The sequence below is a fragment of the Streptomyces sp. NPDC006610 genome, assembly GCF_040611575.1.
Lineage (GTDB): Bacteria > Actinomycetota > Actinomycetes > Streptomycetales > Streptomycetaceae > Streptomyces.
This window is the reverse complement of the sequence record NZ_JBEXOP010000026.1, coordinates 90,486-113,665: the sequence shown is the minus strand read 5'-3', so window position 1 is coordinate 113,665 and position 23,180 is coordinate 90,486. Positions and strand designations below refer to the sequence as shown.

The window sequence follows — 23,180 nt, the reverse complement described above, 5'->3', positions numbered from 1 at the left end:
CGCGGGGGGGGGGGGGGGGGGGGGGGGGGCGGCGGGGGGGGGGGGGGGGGGGGGGGGGGGGGGGGGGGGGGGGGGGGGGGGGGGGGGGGGGGGGGGGGGGGGGGCGCCGCCGCCCCCCCCCCCCCCCCCGCCGCGGACGATCGTTTTCCGCCGTGGGGCGGGGTGTTGTTCCGGGGGTCGGTACGCCGGCCCGGTACGGCTGCGGTGCGCCCTTACGCCGGTCGTACGGCCCCAGCGCGCCGGCGCGCCGGCGCCGCTACGCCGGCCGGGACGGGCACGGCACGTCAGTACGGCCACATCGGCGGGTCCGTGACGAAGTGGCCGCCGAGGTAGGCGTGCGCCTCCTCCGCCGGGTCCAGCTCGCCCTGCTCGGCGACGAGCTTGTCCGCGAAGACCTCGGAGTCGTCCTGCGGCTCGTAGCCGAGCGCCCGCGCGGACGACAGGTCCCACCACAGGCGGGTGTTGGCGGACGAGCCGTAGACCACGGTGTGTCCGACGTCCTGGGCGGTCAGCGCGGCGTGGAAGAGGCGGGCGCCGTCGGCCGGGCTCATCCACAGCGACAGCATCCGCACGCCGGTGGGCTCCGGGAAGCAGGAGCCGATGCGCACGGAAACGGTCTCCAGGCCGTGCTTGTCCCAGTACATCTGGGCGAGGTCCTCGCCGAAGCACTTGGACAGGCCGTAGAAGGTGTCCGGGCGGCGCGGGGTGTCGACCGGGACCAGCGGGTCGTCGCCCTGCGGCCGGGGCGTGTAGCCGACGGCGTGGTTGGAGGAGGCGAAGACGATGCGGCCGACGCCCTCCTCGCGGGCGGCCTCGTACAGGTTGTACGTGCCCGCGATGTTCGCGGCGAGGATCTTCTCGAAAGAGGCTTCCAGGGAGATGCCCGCGAGGTGGATGATCGCGTCGACGCCCCGTACGGCCTCCCGCAGCGCCGCCTTGTCGGCGAGGTCGGCGACGATCGCGTCCGGCTCGCCGTCGATCGGCCGCACATCGAGCAGCCGCAGCTCGTAGCCGTACGGGGGGAGCAGGTCCCGCATCAGGGTGCCGAGCCCGCCGGCGGCGCCGGTGAGCAGAACGGTGCGGGGAGCGGGCATCCTCGGGTCTCCTTGGTTCGGCAGTCGCCAACTTGGACGCAATTCACAAGTGTGGACACGCTAGGGAGCGGTGCCGCTCCACGTCAAGTGTCGGCCGGATGCCGGATTCCTGTGGTGCGTGCACGTGACTGCGCTTGACCGGCCCCGAAGGGGCACCTTAGCGTAGGCGCGTTCAGAGATATGGACACCGATCATAATCGTGGATTTCAGCGACTCCAGGGAGAGCCCGTGACGCCATCTCCGCTCGCCGCCCGACTCAGCGTCCCCAGCGGGCCCCTGTTCTTCCCCGTCACCGCCTACGCCCCCGACGGCTCGCCGAACCTCGACGCCTACCGCGCCCATGTGCGCCGGGGGGTCGAGGCGGGCGCCGCCGCCGTCTTCGCCTGCTGCGGCACCGGGGAGTTCCACGCGCTCACGCCCGAGGAGTTCCAGGAGTGCGTGCGGGCGGCGGTGGAGGAGACACGGGGGCGGGTGCCGGTCGTCGCGGGCGCCGGCTACGGGACCGCGCTCGCCGTGCGGTACGCGCGCCTGGCGCGGGAGGCGGGCGCGGACGGGCTGCTCGCCATGCCGCCGTACCTCGTCGTCGCCGGGCAGGAGGGGCTGCTGCGGCACTACCGGGAGCTGGCCGCGGCCACCGACCTGCCGGTGATCGTCTACCAGCGGGACAACGCCGTGTTCACGCCGGGAACGGTCGTCGAACTCGCCCGCACCGAGGGCGTCGTCGGTCTCAAGGACGGCCTCGGCGACCTCGACCTGATGCAGCGCATCGTGAGCGCCGTGCGCACCGAGGTCCCCGGCGACTTCCTCTACTTCAACGGGCTGCCCACCGCCGAGCAGACCCAGCTCGCCTACCGGGCGATCGGCGTCCCGCTGTACTCCTCCGCCGTGTTCTGCTTCGCCCCCGAGATCGCCCTCGCCTTCCACCGCGCGCTCGGCGACGGCGACGAGGACACCGTGCGGCGGCTGCTGGACGGCTTCTTCCGGCCGTTCGTCGAGCTGCGCGCCCAGGGCCGCGGGTACGCTGTCGCGCTGGTCAAGGCCGGGGTGCGGCTGCGCGGGCTGGACGTCGGGGAGGTGCGGCCGCCGCTGCACGAGCCGGGCGAGGACCATGTGAAGCGACTCGCCGAGCTGATCGAGCGCGGATACGCGCTGCTGGAGGAGGGCACGCAGTGAAGACGTCCGCTTTCGTCTACCCCTGGGACGTCAACGGGGACCCGGGAGCGGCGAGGACCATCGCCCGCACCGGCGTGGGGCGGGCGACCCTGGCCGCCGCCTACCACTCCACGCGGGCGCTGACGCCCCGGCACCCGCGGTACCGCATCGTCACCGCCGAGCACGCCGCCGTCCTCTACCCGCCGGGGCCCGGCTGGGAGGGGCGCCCGCTGCGGCCGTACGAGGCCGGAGACTGGGCGCCCGGCGACGCGTACGGGGAGGCCGCCGCCGCGCTCGCGGACGCCGGTCTGGAGGTGCACACCTGGGTCGTCCTCGCGCACAACTCCCGCCTCGGCGCGGAACATCCGGGAACCTCGGTCGTCAACGCCTACGGCGACCGCTACCCGTGGGCGCCCTGCATCGCGCAGCCCGCCACCCGCGCCTACCTGGTCGACCTCGCCGCAGAGGCGGCCGTACGGCCCGGGGCGCGCGGCACCGAACTGGAGTCCCTCGGCTGGTACGGGCTCGCCCATCTGCACGCCCACGACAAGATCGGCGGGGTCGGGCTCGGCGACGCCGGGCAGTACCTGATGTCGCTGTGCTTCTGCCCGGACTGCCGGGCCGGGTACGAGGCGCACGGCCTCGACGCCGGCGACCTGGCCGTCGCCGTGCGCACCGCGCTGGAGCCGGTGTGGCAGGGGGCGCCGTCCGACGGGGGGTGGGCCGGCGTCGAGAAGCTGCTCGGCACGGCCACGGCCGCCGCCACCCGCGCCTTCCGGGACGCCGCCGCGCGCTCCCTCCAGGAGGCGGCGGTGGCCGCGGTGCGCGCCGCCGCGCCCGAGGGCTTCCAGGTCCTCCTGCACGCGGACCCGGTGTCGTACCACTGCGGGGCCAACGCGGGCGTCGACCCCGCGCACATCCTGTCCGTCGCGGACGGCGTGGTCGTGCCCTGCACGGGCGGCGCGGGCCTGTTGACGCCGTTCGCCGAGCAGCGCCGCGCGGGCGCCGTGCTCGCCGCCAACTTCACGGTCGTCTCCGGCATGGGCGGCAGCCCCGCCACCCTGGCCGAGGACGCCTCCCGCGCCCGTGACCTGGGCGCGACGGAGCTGCGGCTGTACCACGCCGGGCTGGCGTCGGACGCGGACCTGAAGGCGGTGCGCCGGGCGCTGGCCGGACTGTGAACCACGCAGGCCCGCCCGGGGGTTCGGGCGGGCTGTGAACCACGGCGCCGGGCCGGGCGGTCGGCCGGGCCGGCCCCTCGTGCCGACGACGCGGCCGTCTCGCGATGACTTTCCGGGCTTTCGGCGGTCTGCCTCACAAGTGCACGTACCCGTGAGGAGACACCGATGACCGACACCATCCCGGACCTGGGTCCGCAGACCCGCGTGCTGGCCCGGCTCGCCGAGCGGGTGACCGACGAGCAGCTCGCGCACCCGACGCCCTGCCCGGACTACGCGGTGCGCCACCTGCTGGGGCACCTGGCCGGCCTCGCCGTCGCGTTCCGGGACGCCGGGCGCAAGGAGCTGGGGCCCACCACCGACACGCCCCCGGACGCCGCTCTGCCGGACGTCGGGCCCGGCTGGCGGGAGGAGCTGCCCAAGGCCCTCGACGAGCTGGCGCAGGCGTGGCGCGATCCGGCCGCCCGGACGGGCATGACGCGCGCCGGCGGGGTGGATCTGCCCGGCGCGGTCGCCGGGGCCGTCGCGATCGACGAACTGGTCGTGCACGGCTGGGACCTGGCCGTCGCCACCGGCCAGGCCTACGACCCCGACCCGGCCGCCCTGTCGTCGGCGCTCGCCTTCCTCGCCGAGTCCGCCGGCGACCCCGGCCGCGACGCGATCTTCGGCCCCGTCGTCCCCGTGCCGCCCGGAGCGTCCGACCTGGACCGCGCGATCGGGCTGAGCGGACGCGACCCGGGGTGGACCCCGACCCCGCAGGGGGCATAACACCTGCTCACGCCCCTGTCCCGGCCCGGCCTCGGCCGGGCCTTTTCCGTGTCCAGGGGGCGTCGCCCCAGGTCTCGATCGCGTGTCATCCCCACTTCCTTTGTCCGAAGCATTGACGAAACACAGACCCCCTCCTACCTTCAACGCGTCGTACTTCGTACGTCATATATGAGACGCGATACGCGATCCGACGCGAGATCCGAGAGGCGCGCATGACCTCTGTGCCCACGCCGATCCCCTCACGCACGCAGTACGTGCTGGAGGAGATCAAACGCCGCATCCTGACCGGGCAGTTGACGCCCGGGCAGGCCCTGGTGGAGACCGAGCTCGCCGCTCAGTTCGGGGTGTCCAAGACCCCGGTGCGCGAGGCACTGAAGACCCTGGCCGGCACCGGACTGGTGGTCATGAGCCAGTACAAGGGCGTCACGGTGCGCATGGTCGACGCAGACATGGCGCGCGAGGTGTACGACGTGCGGCTGCTGCTGGAGCCGGAGGCCCTGCGGCGCAGCGTGCGGCGCGGCGCGTCCCTGGAGGCGGCGCGCAACGCGCTGAGCCTGGCCGACGAGGCCACGGACACCGCCGAACGCTCCCTGGCCAACCGCGAGTTCCACCGCGCCCTGTACGTGCCCTGCGGCAACCCGCTGCTCGGCCGGATGCTGGACGAGGTCCGCGACCAGGCCGCCCTGGTCTCCGCGGTCGCCTGGGCCGCGAGCCCGTCCTGGGACCGGGAGGCCAGCGAGCACCGCGAGATACTGCGGCTCGCCCTCGCCGGGGACGCGGACGGCGCCGCACGCGCCCTCCACGCGCACATCGCGTCGTTCGTCGAGCGGGCCTTCCCGGATGCGGGAGTCATGGCCCAGGGAGAGGACGGTCAGGAATGACAACGACGTTCGAGACCCAGCGGGCGGCACTCGCCGACGTGGTCGCGATCCCGGTGACCCCGTTCGCCGAGGACGGGTCCGTCGACGAGGGCGTCCACCGGGCTCTGCTGCGTCGTCTGCTCGACGGCGGGATCAGGACCCTCACGCCCAACGGCAACACCGGCGAGTTCTACGCCCTCAGCCCCGAGGAGCGCCGCCGGGTCACCGAGATCACCGTGGACGAGGCCGGCGACCGGGGCGTGATCCTGGTCGGCGTCGGCCACGACGTGCCGACCGCCGTCGCCTCCGCCCGGCACGCCCGGGACCTGGGCGCGCAGATGGTGATGGTGCACCAGCCGGTCCACCCCTACGTCTCGCAGAGCGGCTGGGTCGACTACCACCGCGCCGTGGCTCAGGCCGTGCCCGAGCTGGGCGTCGTGCCGTACATCCGCAGCGCGCAGCTCACCGGCGCCCGGCTCGCCGAACTCGCCGACGCCTGCCCGAACGTGATCGGCGTCAAGTACGCGGTCCCGGACGCCGCCCGCTTCGCCGCGTTCGCCCGGGACGCGGGCCTGGACCGGTTCGTGTGGGTGGCCGGGCTCGCCGAGCCGTACGCCCCCTCCTACTTCTCCGCCGGCGCCACCGGCTTCACCTCCGGGCTGGTCAACGTCGCCCCGGCCGTCTCGGTCAACATGATCGAGGCGCTGCGCTCGGGCGACTACCCGGCCGCGATGAAGGTGTGGGAGCAGATCCGCCGCTTCGAGGAACTGCGCGCCGCCAACGGTTCCGCCAACAACGTCACCGTCGTCAAGGAGGCACTCGCCGTGCTCGGCCTGTGCCGCCGGGAGGTGCGCCCGCCGAGCAGGCAGCTGCCGGAGGGGGAGCGTGCGGAGGTCGCCGCCATCGTCGCGGGGTGGTCGATATGAGCACGCCGAGGAAGGCGCCCGAGGAGCTGCGCAGCCACCAGTGGTACGGCACCGACGGGCTGCGGTCCTTCAGCCACCGGGCCCGCACCCGCCAGCTCGGCTACCTGCCCGAGGAGCACCTGGGCAAGCCGGTCGTCGCCATCCTCAACACCTGGTCGGACATCAACCCCTGCCACGTCCACCTGCGCGACCGCGCGCAGGCCGTCAAGCGGGGGGTGTGGCAGGCGGGCGGCTTCCCGCTGGAGTTCCCGGTCGCCACGCTGAGCGAGACCTTCCAGAAGCCGACCCCGATGCTCTACCGCAACCTCCTCGCCCTGGAGACGGAGGAGCTGCTGCGGTCGTACCCGGTCGACGGGGCCGTGCTGATGGGCGGCTGCGACAAGTCGACGCCGGCCCTGCTGATGGGCGCGGCCAGCGCCGACCTGCCCACCGTCTTCGTGCCCGCCGGTCCCATGCTGCCCGGCCACTGGCGCGGCGAGACCCTCGGCTCCGGCACCGACATGTGGAAGTACTGGGACGACAAGCGGGCCGGCCTCATCGGCGACTGCGAGATGCTGGAGCTGGAGAGCGGGCTGGCGCGCTCGCCGGGCCACTGCATGACGATGGGCACCGCCTCCACGCTCACCGCCGCCGCCGAGGCGCTCGGCGTCACCGTCCCCGGCGCGTCCAGCATCCCGGCCGTCGACTCCGGCCACGACCGGATGGCCGCCGCGGCCGGCCTGCGCATCGTCGAACTGGTCCACAAGGACCGCAGGCTGAGCGACATCCTCACCCGCGAGGCGTTCGAGGACGCGGTGACGACGGTGCTCGGGCTCGGCGGCTCCACCAACGCCGTGATCCACCTGATCGCCATGGCGGGCCGCGCGGGCGTCAGGCTCACGCTGGACGACTTCGACCGGATCGCCCGCACCGTCCCGGTGCTGGCCAACGTCCGGCCGGGCGGACAGACGTACCTGATGGAGGACTTCCACTTCGCGGGCGGGCTGCCCGGGTTCCTGTCCCGGATCACGGACCTGCTCCACCTGGACCGGCCCACCGTCGCGCACGACACCCTGCGCGAGCAGCTCGCCGGCGCCCAGGTCCACAACGACGACGTCATCCGTCCCCGGGACAACCCGGTCGCCCCCGAAGGCGGCGTCGCCGTCCTGCGCGGCAACCTCTGCCCGGACGGCGCGGTCATCAAGCACATAGCCGCCGAGCCGCACCTGCTCAAGCACACCGGCGCCGCGGTCGTCTTCGACGACTACCGGACCATGCAGCGCACCATCAACGACCCCGCGCTCGGCATCACCGCCGACAGCGTGCTCGTGCTGCGCAACGCCGGCCCCAAGGGCGGCCCCGGAATGCCCGAGTACGGGATGCTGCCCATCCCCGACCACCTGCTCAAGCAGGGCGTACGGGACATGGTGCGGATCTCCGACGCCCGGATGAGCGGCACCAGCTACGGCGCGTGCGTGCTGCACGTCGCCCCCGAGTCGTACGTCGGCGGACCGCTCGCGCTGGTGCGCACCGGCGACCGCATCACCCTCGACGTCGAGGCCCGGGTCCTCCACCTCGACGTCGACGACGACGAACTGGCGCGGCGCAGGGCCGAGTGGTCCCCGCCGCCCACCCGCTACGAGCGCGGCTACGGCGCGCTCTACAACGAACAGATCACCCAGGCGGACACCGGCTGCGACTTCGAGTTCCTGGCCCGTCCCGGCAAGGTGCAGGACCCCTACGCGGGCTGAGCCCGCCCCCGGCCGTCCTAAAGCGGCCGGACCCACGCACGCAGCACGAGAAAGCGCTTCACCCCGCAGGAGAACGCCCCCACCGTGCGAGAACGCACGCGCAAGAGAACGTACGAGAACGGAGAACAGTCATGGCCCAAGCCGCAGCCGTGGCGAAACCGCCCGCGCCACCCCGGCGGCGCCGTGCCTCCGCCACGCCGCGCAGGCTGCCGTACCTGCTGATCGCACCGGCGGCCCTGCTGATGCTCGGGTTCATCGCCTACCCGGTGATCAGCGTCTTCTACTACAGCCTCCAGGAATACAACCCCACCAAGCCGTGGCGGAACGGATTCGCGGGCTTCGACAACTTCGTCCACGCCTTCACCGAGGACCCCATCTTCTGGGACACCCTCGTCTTCAGCGCCAAGTGGGTGGTGGTCGAGGTCGGCCTCCAGCTGCTGTTCGGACTCGCGCTCGCCCTGATCGTCAACCAGACCTTCGTGGGCCGCGCGATCGGCCGGGCGCTGGTCTTCTCGCCCTGGGCCGTCTCCGGCGTGCTGACCTCCGCGATCTGGGTACTGCTCTACAACTCCCAGACCGGCATCAGCCGTTACCTCGCCGACATCGGCATCGGGTCGTACGGCACCAGCTGGCTGTCGGACACCTCCACCGTGTTCCCGGCGGCGATCGTCGCCGACCTGTGGCGCGGCGTGCCCTTCTTCGCCATCCTCATCCTCGCCGACCTGCAGTCCGTCTCGAAGGACCTGTACGAGGCCGCCGAGGTCGACGGGGCCAGCCGGTTCAAGCAGTTCTGGCACATCACCCTGCCCCACCTGAAGGACGCCATCGTGCTGTCCACCCTGCTGCGCGCGGTGTGGGAGTTCAACAACGTCGACCTGCTCTACACCCTGACCGGCGGCGGACCGGCCGGCGAGACCACCACACTGCCGCTCTACATCGCCAACACCAGCGTCGAGTCCCACGACTTCGGCTACGCGTCGGCCCTGACCACGGTCGCGTTCGTGATTCTGCTCTTCTGCTCGATCGTCTATCTGCGGCTGAGCAAGTTCGGAGGCGAGGAAAAGTGATCACCAAGGAGGCCACCGCCGAGGTCGCCCCGGCTCCCGCCCGCCCGGCCCGCACGCCGGAGCGGGGGACCGGCAGGAACCGCTCCTGGGACGAGGTCCCGCGCTGGCAGATCTACCTGCCGCTGTCGATCTACCTGATCTTCACGCTCATCCCCTTCTACTGGATCCTGCTGTTCGCACTGCGCCCGGCCGGCTCCACCTCCCTGGTGCCCTGGCCGATGACCCTCGACCACTTCGAGAAGGTCTGGACGGAGCGGAGCTTCGGCACCTACTTCGAGAACAGCGTCTACGTCGGTCTGGCCACCCTCGTGGTCACCACCGTCGTCGCCCTGGCCGGCGGCTACGCCCTCGCCCGGTTCAACTTCAAGGTCAAGCGGGCCTTCATGCTGGCCCTGCTCTGCTCCCAGTTCGTGCCCGGCGCGCTGCTGCTGGTCCCGCTCTTCGAGATCTTCGCCGAACTCCAGCTGATCAACTCGCTGCTCAGCGTCATCATCGCGGAGACGGTCTTCCAGCTGCCGCTGTCGATGATCCTGATCAGCAACTTCATCAAGAACGTGCCGTACTCCCTGGAGGAGGCGGCCTGGGTCGACGGCTGCAACCGCTTCACCGCGTTCCGCATCATCGTGCTCCCGCTGCTGCGGCCCGGCCTGATCGCGGTGGGTTCCTTCGCCTTCGTGCACTCCTGGAACCACTTCCTGTTCGCGCTGATGTTCCTCAACAACCAGCAGAAGCAGACCATCCCGGTCGGCCTGAACACCCTGATGAGCTCCGACAGCGTCGACCTGGGCGCGCTGGCCGCGGGCGGCATCATCGCCGCCGTCCCGGTCGTGCTGGTCTTCGCCTTCATCCAGAAGTGGCTCATCACCGGCTTCAGCGCGGGGGCGGTGAAGGGATGAGAAAGGCCCGCGCGATCCTTCCGCTCGCCCTGCTGGGGCTGCTCGGCGCCCCCGCGCACGCCGACGACGGCCGGGACCTCGGCCGCGAGACCCTCGCCGCCGGCGACGGCTGGGCGGCGGCGGCCGGCGGCACCACCGGCGGCGCGGCGGCGGACGACGCCCATGTGTTCACGGTGACCGACCGCGCCGGGCTGGTGCGCGCCCTCGACGGGGGCAGCGCCACCCCGAAGATCATCAGGATCGCCGGGACCATCGACGCCAACACCGACGACGACGGAGACCGCCTGGACTGCGCCGACTACGCCGCCGACGGCTACACGAAGCGCGCGTACCTGGCCGCCTACGACCCCCGCACCTGGGGCGCGGCCAGGCCGTCCGGCCCGCTGGAGGACGCCCGCAAGGCGTCCGCCGCCCGTCAGGCCGAGCGGATCGAGCTGGCCGTCGGCTCCCACACCACCTTCGTCGGCCTCGGCGACGACGCCGTGTTGAAGGGCGCGAGCCTGCGCATCGCCGACGCGGACAACGTCATCGTCCGCAACCTCGAACTGCGCGACGCCTACGACTGCTTCCCCGTCTGGCAGCCCAACACCGGCGGCCTCGGCGACTGGAAGGCGGCCTACGACAACATCTGGCTGCGCGGTGCGAGCCACGTCTGGATCGACCACGTCACGATCAGCGACAAGGGCCACCCGGACGAGCGGGAGCCCACCCACTTCGGCCGCACCTACCTGCGCCACGACGGGCTGCTGGACATCACCAACGCCTCCGACCTGGTCACCGTCTCCTGGAGCCGGTTCGCCGACCACGACAAGGCGATCCTCATCGGCAACGGCGACGCGGCCACCGCGGACCGCGGCAGGCTCCGGGTCACCCTGCACCACAACGAGTTCGACACCGTCGTCCAGCGCGCCCCGCGCGTCCGCTTCGGCCGGGTCCACCTCTACAACAACCGCTACGTCGTCCCCGGCGACGCCCACGACTACCGCTACTCGATCGGCGTCGGCACCGAGTCCGCCGTGTACGCCGAGAACAACGCCTTCACCGCGCCCGGCCACATCGAGGCCGCCGACCTGGTCAAGAGCTGGAACGGCACCGCCCTGCACCAGAGCGGCACCCTCTTCAACGGCTTCCCGGTCGACCTGCTCGCCCTCAACAACGCCTACAACTCCGGCAGCGAGCGCGACCTGACCGGCGACGTCGGCTGGACGCCGGTCCTGCACGGGCCGGTCGACAGCGCCGCGGCGGCCGACCGGGCGGTGGCCCGGGGCGCGGGAGCGGGGAGGATCCGATGAGCGAACCGCTGTCCGTCGTCCTCGCCGGCGCCCGCGGCCACGGCCGCTGGCACGTCGAGAACATCCGCCGCCTCGAGCGTCGCGGCCTGGTCCGCCTGGTCGGCGTCTGCGAGCTGACCCCGCTGACCGAGGAGGAGTTCGGCGGCGAACTCCCCGAGCAGTCCGCCGACTTCGGCGCCCTGCTCGACTCCACCGGCGCCCGCGCCGCGGTGATCTGCACCCCGATCCCCACCCACACCGACCTGGCGCTGACCGCCGCCCGCCGCGGCGTGCACATGCTGCTGGAGAAGCCCCCCGCGCCGTCCTTCGCCGAGTACCGGCGGATGGCCGACGGGGTCGCCGCGGCCGGCGTCGCCTGCCAGATCGGCTTCCAGTCGCTCGGCTCGCACGCCGTCGCCGCGATCCGCGAGATGGTCGCCGAGGGCGCCGTCGGCGAGGTCACCGGCATCGGCGGGGCCGGCGCCTGGGTGCGCGACGAGGCATACTTCCGCCGCGCGCCCTGGTCGGGCAAGCGGCGGATGAACGGCGTCGACGTCATCGACGGCGCCCTCACCAACCCCCTCGCGCACGCCGTCGCCACCGCCCTCGCCCTCGGCGGCAGCGAACGCGCCGAGGACGTCGCCGGCATCGAGACCGAACTGCTGCGCGCCAACGACATCGAGTCCGACGACACCTCCTGCGTGCGCATCACCACCGCGTCGGGGCGGCGGATCACCGTCGCCGCCACGCTGTGCGCCGAGCGCGCCGACGAGCCCTACGTCCTGGTGCACGGCGACCGCGGCCGGATCACCTTCTGGTACAAGCAGGACCGGGTGCTGCTCCAGCGCGCCGGACACGGCCCGGAGGAGTCCGAGTACGGCCGCACCGACCTGCTCGAGAACCTCGCCGCCCATCTCACCGACGGCGCCGCCCTGCTGGTCCCGCCGGACACGACCGGCGCCTTCATGAAGGTCGTCGAGGCCATCCGCCTCGCGCCCGACCCGGCGCCGCTGCCGCCCACCGCCTGGCGCCGCGTCCCCGACGAGGACCGGCGCGTGGTCCCCGGCGTCGACGCGCTCGTCGCCGCCGCCGCCGACACCCTGTCCCTCTACTCCGAACTGGGCGCCCCCTGGGCGGTCCACGACGTTCTCGCGAAGCAGGTGAGCCCCCGATGACCAGCGACGACGCGCACGTCCTGAGCGTGTCCGGCCGCCCCGTCGGCCGGTACGTCACCCGGCCCGACCTCCCGGCCCGGCTCTCCCCGCGCCCCTGTCTGCACCCCGTCACCACTCTGTCTGGCACGGCGGTCACCGAACTCGCCCCCGCCGACCACCTCCACCACCTCGGCGTCGGTGTCGCCGTTCCCGACGTCGAGGGGCACAACTTCTGGGGCGGACGCACCTACGTCCGGGACCGGGGCCCGACGGAACTGGACAACCACGGCGTCCAGCAGCACGTCTCCTTCGCCCTGAGCGACCCGGACGGTTTCGTCGAGGAGCTGCGCTGGGTCGCCGACGGCACCGAGCTGCTGCGCGAGCGCCGCACCGTCGCCGCGACCGGGCTCACCGACGCCGCCTGGGCGCTGGACTTCACCTTCGCCCTCACCAACACCACCGGCGGCCCCCTGTCCATCGGCAGCCCCGCCACCAACGGACGCCCCGGCGCGGCCTACGGCGGCTTCTTCTGGCGCGCCCTCAAGGAGGCCGAGGCCCCCGGCGTCCTCACCCCCGACGGCGAGGGAGAGGCACACGCCCACGGCAGCCGCGCCGGCTGGGTCGCCCTCACCGGATCGACCTGGACCCTCGTCTTCGCCGGCGCCACCGAGGCCACCCGCCGCGACCCCTGGTTCGTGCGCACCGCCGAGTACCCCGGCGTCGGCTCGTCCCTGGCCCACGACGCCCGCCTGCCCGTGCCGGCCGGGGAGACGGTCGTCCGCCGGATCGTGACCGTCGTCGCCGACGGCCGCCTCGGCCGCGACGAGGCGGCCGCCCTGGTCCACAAGGCGGTGACCCGGTGACCGTCCCGCCCACCGCGACGACCTACCGCAACCCGGTCCTCGACGCCGACTGGTCCGACCCCGACGTCCTGTGCGTCGGCGACGACTTCTATCTCACCGCCTCCAGCTTCGGCCGCGTCCCCGGACTGCCGCTGCTGCACTCCCGCGACCTCGTCAACTGGACGCTGGTGGGACACGCCCTGGACCGCCTGGAACCGGCGGACGCCTTCACCGCGCCCCGCCACGACTGCGGCGTGTGGGCCCCGTCCCTGCGCCGTCACGACGACCGGTTCTGGATCTTCTGGGGCGACCCCGACCGGGGGATCTTCCAGGTCAACGCGCCGGAGATCCGCGGCCCGTGGACCCGCCCGCACCTGGTCAAGGAGGGCAAGGGGCTGATCGACGCCTGCCCGCTGTGGGACGAGGAGACCGGCGAGGCGTACCTGGTCCACGCCTGGGCCAGGTCCCGCTCCGGGATCAAGAACCGCCTCACCGGCCACCGGATGCGCCCCGACGGCACCGGAGTGCTCGACGAGGGCAAGGTGATCGTGGACGGCGACCTCGTCCCCGGCTGGTTCACCCTGGAGGGCCCCAAGCTCTACCGGCACGACGGCTGGTACTGGATCCTCGCCCCCGCCGGGGGAGTGGAGACCGGCTGGCAGGGCGCCTTCCGCTCGCGGGACTTCTTCGGCCCCTACGAGGAGCGGGTCGTCCTGGAGCAGAAGGACACCGACGTCAACGGGCCGCACCAGGGCGGCTGGGTGCGCACGGCGGCCGGCGAGGACTGGTTCGTGCACTTCCAGCAGCGCGGCGCCTACGGCAGGGTGGTCCACCTCCAGCCGATGCGCTGGGACGCCGGGGGCTGGCCGGTGATGGGCGACGACGGCGCCCCCGTCACCGAGCACCGCAGGCCCGCCCTGCCGCCGCAGCCGCCGGCCGCGCCCGCCACCGACGACGACTTCCCCGGCGGACGGTACGGCCGCCAGTGGCAGTGGACGGCCAACCCGAGCGACGGCTGGGCCACCCAGCACTCCGCCGACGGGCTCCGGCTGACCTGCGTCCGCTCGGCCGACGCGCACGACCTGCGCCGGCTGCCGAACGTGCTCACCCAGCGGCTGCCCGGCATGCCCGTCGCAGTCGAGGTGGAGCTGCGCCTGGACAGCGAGGAACCGGGGGCGCGCGCGGGACTCGCCGTCCTCGGGGACGCGTACCGCTGGATCGGGCTGGAGCGCGGGAGCGACGGCACGGTCCATCTCGTCGACCGGTTCGCCGAGGCGGTCGCCGACCGGGAACGGGACGCGGCCGAGCCGCGCTCCGCGCCCGACGGCACGGCCCGGCTGCGCGTCGAGATCGGCCCCGGCGCCCGCTGCCGCTTCTCCGCCGACACCGGGGACGGCCCGCACCCCTCGGGCCAGGTCTTCGCCGCCACCCCCTGGCGCTGGGTCGGCGCACTGCTCGGCCTGTTCGCCGTCGCCCCCGGCGACGGACCGGGCCACGCCGGCGCCGGCCTGTTCACCCGCTTCCGGATCACCGCCCTGTAACCGCCAACCCACCCCACCGTTCCGCCCGTTGGGAGCCGCAATGACGCAACTCCATGGCAAGCGCTTGTCGCGTCCGGGACACGGCAAGGTCGCCGCCGCCGTGCTCGGCCTCGTGGCCGCGCTGGGCCTCGGCGCGATCGGGGAGGCGGGGGCCGCGCCGTACCGGGCGGACCGGCCGCACGGCTCCGCCTCGCCGGCCGGTGGTGCGGCCGACGGCGCGGGCGAGGGCACGGGCGACGGCGCGGGCGGCGAGGCGGTGCGGCGCGGATCGATCCCGCAGCACGCCCCCGGGCGCGACGACGCGTGGGGCGCGGCCTTCGCTCCACGGGACGCTCCACGGGACCTCCATGCCCACCGGCAGGGCCCGGCCGCCGCCGTTCCGGCGCTGGTCAGGCGCCCGTCCGGGCTCCGGGCGGGCATCGGCGCGACCGCCCCGGCGCCCGCGCCGAAGATCGTGCCGCAAGGGACTGGACAGGACGGGTCCGCCACCGTCATCGTCTACGGCACGCCCGCAGCGCACGCCGCCGAAGAGGCCGTGCGCGAGCCGGACGGCGAGCAGCCGCCGTCGTCCGCGACGACCGGCGGCCGGGCCGCCGAGGGCGGCGCCGAACCCCTCGCCACCGGACCGGGGACCGTGCGCGACACGCCCGCCGGGACGACGACCCTCTCCTTCGCCGCGCTCCGCCACCGCGGACCGGGCGACGCCGACCGGGCTCCCCACACTCGCCCCTGAGCAACCCCCACACCCGTTCACCACTCCGCTGAATCCAGAAGAAGAGAGCCGACCAATGAAGATCAGCAATCGCAGAAGCAGCACCGGCGGGCGTCGACTGCCGGCCGTCGTCGCCCTGGGCGCCGTCCTCGCGCTGACCGCCACCGCCTGCGGTGACGACGGCAGCGGCGCCGGCGGGGACAAGGGTTCCGAGGGCAGCGGCAAGGGCAAGATCGTCTTCTGGGACAACAACGGCGGTGTCCGCACCGACATCTGGAAGGAGATCATCGCCGACTTCGAGAAGAAGAACCCGGAGATCGACGTCGAGTACGTCGGGATCGCCTCCACCGAGTACCAGTCGAAGGTCGACACCGCCATCCAGGGCGGTGGCCTGCCCGACGTCGGCGGCGTCGGCGCGGCCATGCTCGCCGGGTTCGCCGCGCAGAACGCCCTGGAGCCGCTGGACGACCGGCTGTCCAAGTCCTCCCTGACCGGCAAGCTGAACGAGGACATGGTCGCCTCGATGAAGGCGGCCGGCGGTGGCGACGAGGTGCTGTACTCCGTCCCGACCTCGGCCAACAACGGCGTCCTCTACTACCGCACCGACCTGTTCGAGAAGGCCGGCCTCGAGGAGCCGTCGACCTGGGACGCCTTCTACAAGGCGGCCGAGGAGCTGACCGACGCGGGCAAGAACGAGTTCGGCTACACCATCCGCGGCGGCGCGGGCTCCATCGCCCAGGCCTTCGACGCGATGTACGGCCAGTCCGGGATCACGTCCTTCTGGGACGGGAGCGGCGAGAAGACCACCCTCAACGACCCGAAGAACGTCGAGGCGCTGGAGAAGTACGCCGGCCTCTACAAGAAGGCCACCCCGGCCGCCGACCTGAACAACGACTTCACCAAGATGGTCGCCCAGTGGGACTCCGGCACCATCGGCATGCTGAACCACAACCTGGGCTCCTACCAGGACCACGTGAAGGCGTTCGGCGTCGAGAAGTTCCGCGGCATCCCGCAGCCGACCGGCCCCGGCGGCAAGCGGGTCCAGGTGTCCAACCCGGTGGACGGGCTGGGTCTGTTCAAGAGCTCCAAGAACAAGGAAGCGGCCTGGAAGTTCATCGAGTTCGCGGCCTCGCACGAGTCCAACTCGAAGTTCAACGAGTCCGCCGGGCAGGTGCCGGCGAACCTCGACGCGGCCAAGGACGAGTGGATCTCGAAGGCGGAGCCGACGAAGCTCGCCGCCGAGGCGCTGTCGGACGGGTCGACGACGATCGTGCAGCTGCCGTACTACCTGCCCGACTGGAACACCATCTCCAAGGCGGAGAACGAGCCCAACTTCCAGAAGGTGCTGCTGGGTGACATGACGGCCAAGGAGTTCCTCGACACGCTGGCCGAGCAGCTGAACGAGGCCCAGGCCGAGTGGAACGAGCAGCAGGGCTAGTCCTCGGCACCGGTTTCCTCGTGGGGCGGCCCGTGGCTCTCGGGCTCCGGGCCGCCCCCGGCCGGGCGCGACCACGCGGGGCGCATGCCGCACCGCGAAGCACCCCCGGTGCACCACGCGGCGATGCCGCACAGCGAACCACCCCCGGTGACCACGCGGCGCATGCCGCACCGCGAATCCCCCCGTCGCACCACGCGGCCGGGCCACACCGCGAACCACCCCGTTGAAAGGCACACCGTCGTGTCACTCACGCGCAGACAGGTCGCGGCCGCCGCCGTGGCCGCCCTTCCCCTCGCCGGCGTCGCCGCCGGCACCGCGTCGGCGCACGGCCGGCGCACCCGCACCCTCTACATCGCCGGCGACTCCACCGCCGCGCAGAAGTACGCCGACGCGGCCCCGGAGACCGGGTGGGGGATGGCGCTGCCCTTCTTCCTCCACAAGGACCGGCCGGTCGCCAACCACGCGGTCAACGGGCGCAGTTCCAAGAGCTTCGTCGACGAGGGACGGCTCGACGTCGTGCTCGGGCAGCTCCGGCCCGGCGACTTCCTGCTGATCCAGTTCGGTCACAACGACCAGAAGACCAGCGACCCGGCCAGGGGCACCGAGCCCTGGACGACGTACCAGGACCACCTGCGGCTGTACGTGGACGGGGCCCGCGCCCGCGGCGCCCGGCCGGTGCTGGCGACGCCGGTGGAGCGGCGGCGGTTCGACGCGGCCGGCAACGCGGTGACCAGCCACGGCGACTACCCGGCCGCGATGCGGGCGCTCGCCGAGGAGGAGGGCGTGGCGCTGCTCGACATCCAGGCGCTGTCGCTGGAGCTGTGGCAGGGGCTGGGCGTCGAGGGGACCAAGACGCACTTCAACTGGACCGTGACCGAGCAGGACAACACCCACTTCAACCCGCCGGGCGCGATCGAGGTGGCCCGGCTCGTCGCGGGCGAACTCCTGCGGCGCCGGGTGCTGGCGCCGGGGGACGTGCGCCGGCTGGACGAGGAGATCCCCGAGTCCTGGATCACCTGGCCGCAGGGCACCGCGTAACCCTCGTACCCCTTCTTCTTGAAAGAGAGCCGCACCATGAGAGCAACCAAATGGCATGGGCATGTCACCGGCATGGCCGTCGTCGGCTGCACCGCGCTCGTCCTGACCGCGACCGGCGCCCCCGCCCAGGCCCACCACGGCCCGCGTGACGCCGCCCGGCAGACCCTCCCGGCCGGCGACGGCTGGGGGTCGTACGGCACCGGCACCACCGGCGGGGCCGCCGCCGACGCCGAGCACGTGTACACGGTGACCGACTGGGCCGGGTTCAAGGCCGCCCTGGCCGCCGGCGGCGACGCGCCGAAGATCATCAAGGTCAAGGGCGTGGTGGACGCCGTGGCCGACGGATGCCAGGCCTTCGAGGCGCCCGGCTACGACTTCGACGCCTACCTCGAGAAGTACGCTCCCGAGAAGTGGGGCCTGGACACCGACCTGAGCGGCGAGCCCGCCGACAGCCCCGAGGGCCTGCGCGCGGCCTCCGCCGCCAACCAGTCCAAGGCCATCAAGGTGTCGGTGCCGTCCAACACCACGATCATCGGCGTCGGCCGGAACGCGGCCATCAAGGGCGCGAGCCTCCAGATCAACCGCGTCGACAACGTGATCATCCGCAACCTCACGGTCGAGGCCCCGATCGACTGCTTCCCGCAGTGGGACCCCACCGACGGCAGCAAGGGCAACTGGAACTCCGAGTACGACGGCGTCGTCGTCTACGGGGCCACCCACGTCTGGCTGGACCACAACACCTTCACCGACGGCGAGCACCCCGACAGCGAGGCGCCGACCTACTTCGGGATGCTCTACCAGCAGCACGACGGACTGCTCGACATCGTCCGCGGCGCCGACTACGTCACCGCCTCCTGGAACGTCTTCACCGAGCACGACAAGACGATCCTGATCGGCAACAGCGACAGCGAGTCGACCGCCGTCGGCGACCGCGGCCACCTGAAGGTCACGCTCCACCACAACCGGTTCTCCAAGCTCGTGGAGCGCGCGCCGCGCGTCCGCTTCGGCCAGGTCGACGCGTACAACAACCACTACGTGGCCGACGAGAACTACTCCTACAGCCTGGGCATCGGCAAGGAGTCCCAGCTCGTCGCCGAGCACAACGCCTTCACGCTGCCGGACGGGATCAGCCCGGCCAAGGTGCTGAAGAAGTGGAGCGAGGCGCCGGTCACCGCCGCGCACAACGTCGTCAACGGCAAGCCGGTCGACCTGATCGCCGTGCACAACGCCGAGATCCCCGCCGAGACCCTGCAGTCGGGCGCGGGCTGGACGCCCACCCTGCGCACCACGGTCCACCCGGCCAAGGCCGTTCCCGTGATCGTCGGCCTCGGCGCGGGCGCCGGCCGGCTGCGCTGATCCCGCCGCACGCCGGGCCGGGGCGGACCGCACCGCGCCCCCACCACGGGCGCGCCGCCCCGGCCCCTCCCCTCCCTAGGAGCACCCGCATGCCCTCTCCCGACCCCGACCTGCCCCTGCCCCGGCGGGGCTTCCTCCTCGCGAGCGCCGGCGCCGCCGCCGCGCTGGCCGTGACCGCCCCGGCCGCGCACGCAGACGACCGGTCCCGGCGTCCCTCCCGTCCCTTCGGCCGTTTCGGATCGCCGGCCGCCCGCCGCGACCCCGGCACCCTCTACGTCGACGTGCGGGGCCGCGGCGACTTCACCTCCGTCGCCGCCGCCGTGGCCGCCGCCACCGGTACGGGCCGCACCCTGGTCATCGCCCCCGGCACCTACCGCGAGACGGTCGCCGTCGACGCCACCCGCAAGGACATGGCCTGGATCGGCGCCTCGGAGAACCCCCGCGACGTCGTGGTCGTGTACGACAACGCGGCCGGCACCCCCAAGCCGGGCGGCGGCACCTACGGCACCACCGGCTCGGCCACCACCACCGTGCAGGCCGACGGCTTCACCGCCCGCTGGATCACCTTCGCCAACGACTGGCTGCGCGCCGACCACCCCGGCGTCTCGGGCACCCAGGCCGTCGCCGTCAAGGTGCAGGGCGACCGCTCCGCCTTCCACCACTGCCGCTTCCTCGGCCACCAGGACACCCTGTACGCCGACTCCATGGCGCTCGGCGTCTTCGCCCGCCAGTACTTCTCCCACTGCTACGTCGAGGGAGACGTCGACTTCGTCTTCGGCCGGGCGACCGCGGTGTTCGACCGCTGCCACTTCCGCACCCTGATCCGCACCGACCTCGCCGCCGCCCCGTACGGCTTCGTGTTCGCGCCCTCCACGGCGGGAGCGAACCCGCGCGGCTACCTGGTGACCAGGAGCCGTATCAGCAGCGAGGCCCCGGACGGCTACTACAAGCTGGCCCGCCCCTGGGTGCCCAGCTCCGACACCACCGCCCGCCCCATGCTGGTCGTCCGCGACTCCCACCTCGGCGCCGGCGTCGACGCGGTCGCCCCCTACACCAACATGTCCAGCGGCCATCCCTGGCAGAACCAGCGCTTCGCCGAGTACCGCAACTCCGGTCCCGGCGCCGCGATTACCGTCCCGGAGAACCGCCCCCAGCTCACCGACGAGGAGGCCGCGTCGCACACCCGCGAGGCCCAGCTCGGCGACTGGACGCCGTGGCGCGAGGACTGCTGACGTGCGCCGGCGGACCGTGGTGACGGGCGCCGCCGCCGCGGCGTTCCTCACCGGAGCCACCCCAGCCACCCCAGCCACCGCCGGGGCGGCCGAGTGGGCCGGCGGCAACCTGCCGGACTTCCACCGGGCCCTCAAGGACGAGCTGGACTTCCCGCTCGCCTGGGGAACCTCCCCGCTGCGCGACTTCGGGGCGTGGCGCCGCGCCGCCCGCGCCGAGGTCGAGGCGCACCTCCTGGTCGACCGACAGCACCGGGTGCCGTACGCCCCCGAGTTCGGCGGGCGCGCCGACGGCGACGGGTACACCCGCGAGCTGGTGACCGTGTCCCTCACCCGCTACGAACGCGTCCGCGGCGCCCTGCTCACCCCGCACGGCAGCGGGCCGTTCCCCGCGGTGCTCCTGCTGCACGACCACGGCGCGAAGTTCGACATCGGCAAGGAGAAGCTGGTCCGCCCCTGGTACGACGACACCCGGCTGGCCTCGGCGCGGGCCTGGGCGGACCGCTGCTTCGACGGGCGCTTCGTCGGCGACGAACTCGCCCGGCGCGGCTATGTCGTGCTGTGCCTGGACGCCCCCGGCTGGGGCGACCGCGGCCCGGTGACCTACGAGCAGCAGCAGGCGCTCGCCGCCAACTTCTTCAACCTCGGCTCCTCGCTCGCCGGTCTCATGGCCCGCGAGGACGCCCGCGCCGCCGGCTTCCTGGCCGGCCTGGACCGGGTGGACGGCCGCCGGGTCGCCGCCGCCGGATTCTCCATGGGGGGCTATCGCGCCTGGCAGACGGCCGCGCTCAGCGACCAGGTGGCCGCGGCGGCGAGCGCCTGCTGGATGACCGGCCTGAAGGAGATGATGGTGCCCGGCAACAACACCCTGCGCGGGCAGTCGGCGTACTACATGCTCCATCCCGGCCTCGCCCGCCACCTCGACATCCCCGACGTGGCGAGCATCGCCGCCCCGCGGCCGATGTACTTCCTCCACGGCGAACGGGACACCCTGTTCACCCCGGAGGGGGTCGCCGCGGCCTACGGGAGGCTGCGGGCGGTGTGGCGGTCCCGGCACGCGGAGGACAGGCTGCGCACGGAGGTCTGGCCGGGCCTCGGGCACGTCTTCACGGCGCCGATGCAGGAAGAGGTGTTCCGCTGGCTCGACCGGGTGGTGTGACGGGGCCGCCCCCGCCGGTCGTCACCGGCGGGGGCGGCGTGCGCCGGGCGCCCGGCGATTTCTTCGTCCGGCGTCGCGCGCCCTACGAGTCGCCGTCGCCGTCGCCCTCGGAGCCGCTGTCGGAGCCCTCGTCGGCGCTGCCGCGGTGGTCGTCCCGCGGCGCGAAGTCGCCCGCCACCGCCAGCTGCCCGGACGTGCCGCGTGCCGCCGCCGCGTAGGTGTCGTCGCCCGCGTCCCGGCCGCCGCGCTCATGGTCGTACTGCCCCGCGAAGACCCACTCGCCCGCCGGGACCGTACGGCCCTCCTTGAGCACCCAGGTGTAGACGAGGAAGCCGTCCCGCTCGGTCACCGTCACGTCGAAGTCGGCCTCGGGCAGCGAGCGCCAGGCGCCGGTCGAGGCCACCCCGCCGGTTTGCGCGATGCGCAACTGCACGGTCAGCCCGGTCAGTTCCTCGCCGGTCTTCAGGGTGACGTTGGACTGCGCCCAGAACTCGTTGCTGTGCGGGTCCACCGAGCCGTCCGACCACAGGGGCCCGTCCTCGACGCCGGCGTCCGGGTCCAGCGGGGCCGGCGCGGCCTTCGACGGCGGTGCGCTGCTCGGCGGAGGCGAACCGGACTCCGCGCGCCCTTCGGGCGTGGCGCTCGGCGAGGGATCGACCGGGAGGGAGGGCGGCCGGCTCGTCGCGTCCGGCGACGGCGTGGGCGACCCGGTGGCCGCGACCGTGCCCTGCTGCGGGGCCTCGTCCTTCACCGCGGACGCCACCGCGTACCCGCCGACCGCCAGCACGCCGGCGACCGCCGCCGTCGCGCCCGCGACCCGCAGCCAGCCGAACGCCCGCGGCCTCCTGGCCCGGTGCTCGCCGCCGCGGACGGAGTCCTCCGCCATGCCGCGCTCGATCCTGGCCAGCATGCGCGCGCGGTCGGGCCGGTGCGCCTCGGCCGCCTCGTGCAGCCGGGCGCGCAGCTCGTCGTGCACGTCCCGCTGCATGATCATCGATCCCTTCCTGCGGCCTGGCGGGTGCGCGTCATCGCCACACGCATCTTCTGCGGAGCTCCCTGTACGCCGAGCAGGCGTTGCAGCTCGGCCATTCCCTTGGAGGTCTGGCTCTTCACCGTACCCACCGAGACGCCCAGGGCGAGCGCGGTGTCCTTCTCGGACAGGTCGAAGGCGTGGCGCAGCACCACGCAGGCGCGCTTGCGGAACGGCAGCCGGCGCAGCGCCGTCTGCACGTCGACCGCGCCGGCCACGTCCGGATCCTCGACCTTCTCCTCGCGCGACCAGAACAGCGCGATCCGGCGCCGTTCGCGGACCGCGCTGCGGATCCGGGTGCGCGCCAGGTTGGCGACCACGCCCCGCGCGTACGCCACCGGATGGTCGGCCGCGCGCACCCGGTCCCAGCGGTGCCACAGCGCGAGCAGCGCGTCGGCCGCCAGGTCGTCGGCGGCGTCGGCCTCGCCCGTCAGCAGATGGGCGAGGCGGGCCAGTTCGGCGTGGTGGCGCTCGAAGAAGGCATGGAACTCCACGGAGGCGGCGTCGTCGACGACTGTGCCCACGGGCGGTTACTCCTCGCAGCGGTGTCCCGGCATCGAACAACCGTGCGCCGGGGGTGAGATCGGGAACTGTACCAGCGTTCCGTGCGGTGATTCGAACGGCGTATGACCCCTCGAACTCCCCTTCCGTAACACGGAGAAAACCTGAACCCTGTCCGGCGGAGGAACAATCCAGCCATCATCCGCACCGGGTCACGGGTCACGGGTCACGGATCACG

The 23,180-nt window shown here is 73.2% G+C and carries 21 protein-coding genes; 18 read left to right on the top strand and 3 right to left on the bottom strand.

The features are described from left to right. Nucleotides 1-284 precede the first annotated feature (284 nt). On the bottom strand, nt 285-1,094 hold the full coding sequence (locus tag ABZY13_RS21625) for an NAD(P)-dependent oxidoreductase (RefSeq protein ID WP_356633108.1): 810 nt from the start codon (nt 1,092-1,094) through the stop codon (nt 285-287). A 228-nt stretch (nt 1,095-1,322) separates the two neighbouring features. Between ABZY13_RS21625 and ABZY13_RS21620 the strand changes: the two genes are divergently transcribed. The 18 genes from ABZY13_RS21620 to ABZY13_RS21535 all read left to right on the top strand — a co-directional run bounded on the left by ABZY13_RS21620 (nt 1,323) and on the right by ABZY13_RS21535 (nt 21,411). Continuing rightward, nucleotides 1,323-2,267, top strand: a complete 945-nt coding sequence (locus ABZY13_RS21620; protein WP_356633106.1) for a 5-dehydro-4-deoxyglucarate dehydratase — start codon at nt 1,323-1,325, stop codon at nt 2,265-2,267. Beyond that, nucleotides 2,264-3,427 (top strand): hypothetical protein, encoded by a 1,164-nt coding sequence (locus ABZY13_RS21615; protein WP_356633104.1) that lies wholly within the window; start codon nt 2,264-2,266, stop codon nt 3,425-3,427. The genes ABZY13_RS21620 and ABZY13_RS21615 overlap by 4 nt, the downstream gene beginning before the upstream one ends. Before the next feature lie 165 nt (nt 3,428-3,592). After that, nucleotides 3,593-4,192, top strand: coding sequence for a TIGR03086 family metal-binding protein (locus ABZY13_RS21610; protein ID WP_356633102.1), 600 nt, complete (start codon nt 3,593-3,595; stop codon nt 4,190-4,192). 212 nt (nt 4,193-4,404) lie between these two features. After that, nucleotides 4,405-5,073 (top strand): GntR family transcriptional regulator, encoded by a 669-nt coding sequence (locus ABZY13_RS21605; protein WP_356633100.1) that lies wholly within the window; start codon nt 4,405-4,407, stop codon nt 5,071-5,073. Continuing rightward, the gene (locus ABZY13_RS21600) at nt 5,070-5,978 is read left to right on the top strand and encodes a dihydrodipicolinate synthase family protein (protein ID WP_356633098.1); all 909 of its coding nucleotides are present in this window, start codon (nt 5,070-5,072) and stop codon (nt 5,976-5,978) included. Before ABZY13_RS21605 ends, ABZY13_RS21600 begins: the two co-directional genes overlap by 4 nt. Continuing rightward, nucleotides 5,975-7,708 carry an L-arabinonate dehydratase gene (araD, locus tag ABZY13_RS21595; RefSeq protein WP_356633096.1) on the top strand — a complete coding sequence of 578 codons (1,734 nt, stop codon included), beginning with the start codon at nt 5,975-5,977 and terminating at the stop codon, nt 7,706-7,708. The genes ABZY13_RS21600 and araD overlap by 4 nt, the downstream gene beginning before the upstream one ends. Nucleotides 7,709-7,839: 131 nt before the next feature. Continuing rightward, complete coding sequence (locus tag ABZY13_RS21590) at nt 7,840-8,775, top strand: sugar ABC transporter permease (protein WP_356633094.1); 936 nt, start codon at nt 7,840-7,842, stop codon at nt 8,773-8,775. Next, nucleotides 8,772-9,671, top strand: a complete 900-nt coding sequence (locus tag ABZY13_RS21585) for a carbohydrate ABC transporter permease (RefSeq protein ID WP_356633092.1) — start codon at nt 8,772-8,774, stop codon at nt 9,669-9,671. The genes ABZY13_RS21590 and ABZY13_RS21585 overlap by 4 nt, the downstream gene beginning before the upstream one ends. Next, the gene (locus ABZY13_RS21580; protein WP_356633090.1) at nt 9,668-10,963 is read left to right on the top strand and encodes a pectate lyase; all 1,296 of its coding nucleotides are present in this window, start codon (nt 9,668-9,670) and stop codon (nt 10,961-10,963) included. Before ABZY13_RS21585 ends, ABZY13_RS21580 begins: the two co-directional genes overlap by 4 nt. After that, nucleotides 10,960-12,117 (top strand): Gfo/Idh/MocA family oxidoreductase, encoded by a 1,158-nt coding sequence (locus ABZY13_RS21575; RefSeq protein WP_356633088.1) that lies wholly within the window; start codon nt 10,960-10,962, stop codon nt 12,115-12,117. Before ABZY13_RS21580 ends, ABZY13_RS21575 begins: the two co-directional genes overlap by 4 nt. Continuing rightward, nucleotides 12,114-12,959 (top strand): PmoA family protein, encoded by an 846-nt coding sequence (locus tag ABZY13_RS21570; RefSeq protein WP_356633086.1) that lies wholly within the window; start codon nt 12,114-12,116, stop codon nt 12,957-12,959. Before ABZY13_RS21575 ends, ABZY13_RS21570 begins: the two co-directional genes overlap by 4 nt. After that, nucleotides 12,956-14,479: a family 43 glycosylhydrolase gene (locus tag ABZY13_RS21565; RefSeq protein WP_356633084.1), complete on the top strand. Its 1,524-nt coding sequence runs from the start codon at nt 12,956-12,958 to the stop codon at nt 14,477-14,479. Before ABZY13_RS21570 ends, ABZY13_RS21565 begins: the two co-directional genes overlap by 4 nt. Nucleotides 14,480-14,519: 40 nt before the next feature. Next, a complete protein-coding gene (locus tag ABZY13_RS21560) occupies nt 14,520-15,212 on the top strand; it encodes a hypothetical protein (RefSeq protein ID WP_356633082.1) in 693 nt (230 codons plus the stop codon). Between the two features lie 55 nt (nt 15,213-15,267). Further along, nucleotides 15,268-16,629 carry a sugar ABC transporter substrate-binding protein gene (locus ABZY13_RS21555; protein WP_356633080.1) on the top strand — a complete coding sequence of 454 codons (1,362 nt, stop codon included), beginning with the start codon at nt 15,268-15,270 and terminating at the stop codon, nt 16,627-16,629. Between the two features lie 240 nt (nt 16,630-16,869). Continuing rightward, nucleotides 16,870-17,667 (top strand): rhamnogalacturonan acetylesterase, encoded by a 798-nt coding sequence (locus ABZY13_RS21550; RefSeq protein ID WP_356633078.1) that lies wholly within the window; start codon nt 16,870-16,872, stop codon nt 17,665-17,667. Nucleotides 17,668-17,703: 36 nt separating this feature from the next. Next, nucleotides 17,704-19,023, top strand: a complete 1,320-nt coding sequence (locus ABZY13_RS21545) for a polysaccharide lyase family 1 protein (protein WP_356633076.1) — start codon at nt 17,704-17,706, stop codon at nt 19,021-19,023. Nucleotides 19,024-19,112: 89 nt separating this feature from the next. After that, on the top strand, nt 19,113-20,255 hold the full coding sequence (locus ABZY13_RS21540) for a pectinesterase family protein (RefSeq protein ID WP_356633074.1): 1,143 nt from the start codon (nt 19,113-19,115) through the stop codon (nt 20,253-20,255). Nucleotide 20,256: 1 nt separating this feature from the next. Continuing rightward, nucleotides 20,257-21,411 (top strand): dienelactone hydrolase family protein, encoded by a 1,155-nt coding sequence (locus ABZY13_RS21535; RefSeq protein WP_356633072.1) that lies wholly within the window; start codon nt 20,257-20,259, stop codon nt 21,409-21,411. A gap of 82 nt (nt 21,412-21,493) precedes the next feature. Here the strand turns inward: ABZY13_RS21535 and ABZY13_RS21530 are convergent, their stop codons facing one another. Together ABZY13_RS21530 and ABZY13_RS21525 are read right to left on the bottom strand one after the other, a co-directional pair. Then, entirely contained in the window at nt 21,494-22,405 is a 912-nt protein-coding gene (locus ABZY13_RS21530; RefSeq protein WP_356633070.1) for a hypothetical protein, read from the bottom strand. Beyond that, nucleotides 22,402-22,965: a SigE family RNA polymerase sigma factor gene (locus ABZY13_RS21525; protein WP_356633068.1), complete on the bottom strand. Its 564-nt coding sequence runs from the start codon at nt 22,963-22,965 to the stop codon at nt 22,402-22,404. Before ABZY13_RS21525 ends, ABZY13_RS21530 begins: the two co-directional genes overlap by 4 nt. Nucleotides 22,966-23,180 lie beyond the last annotated feature (215 nt).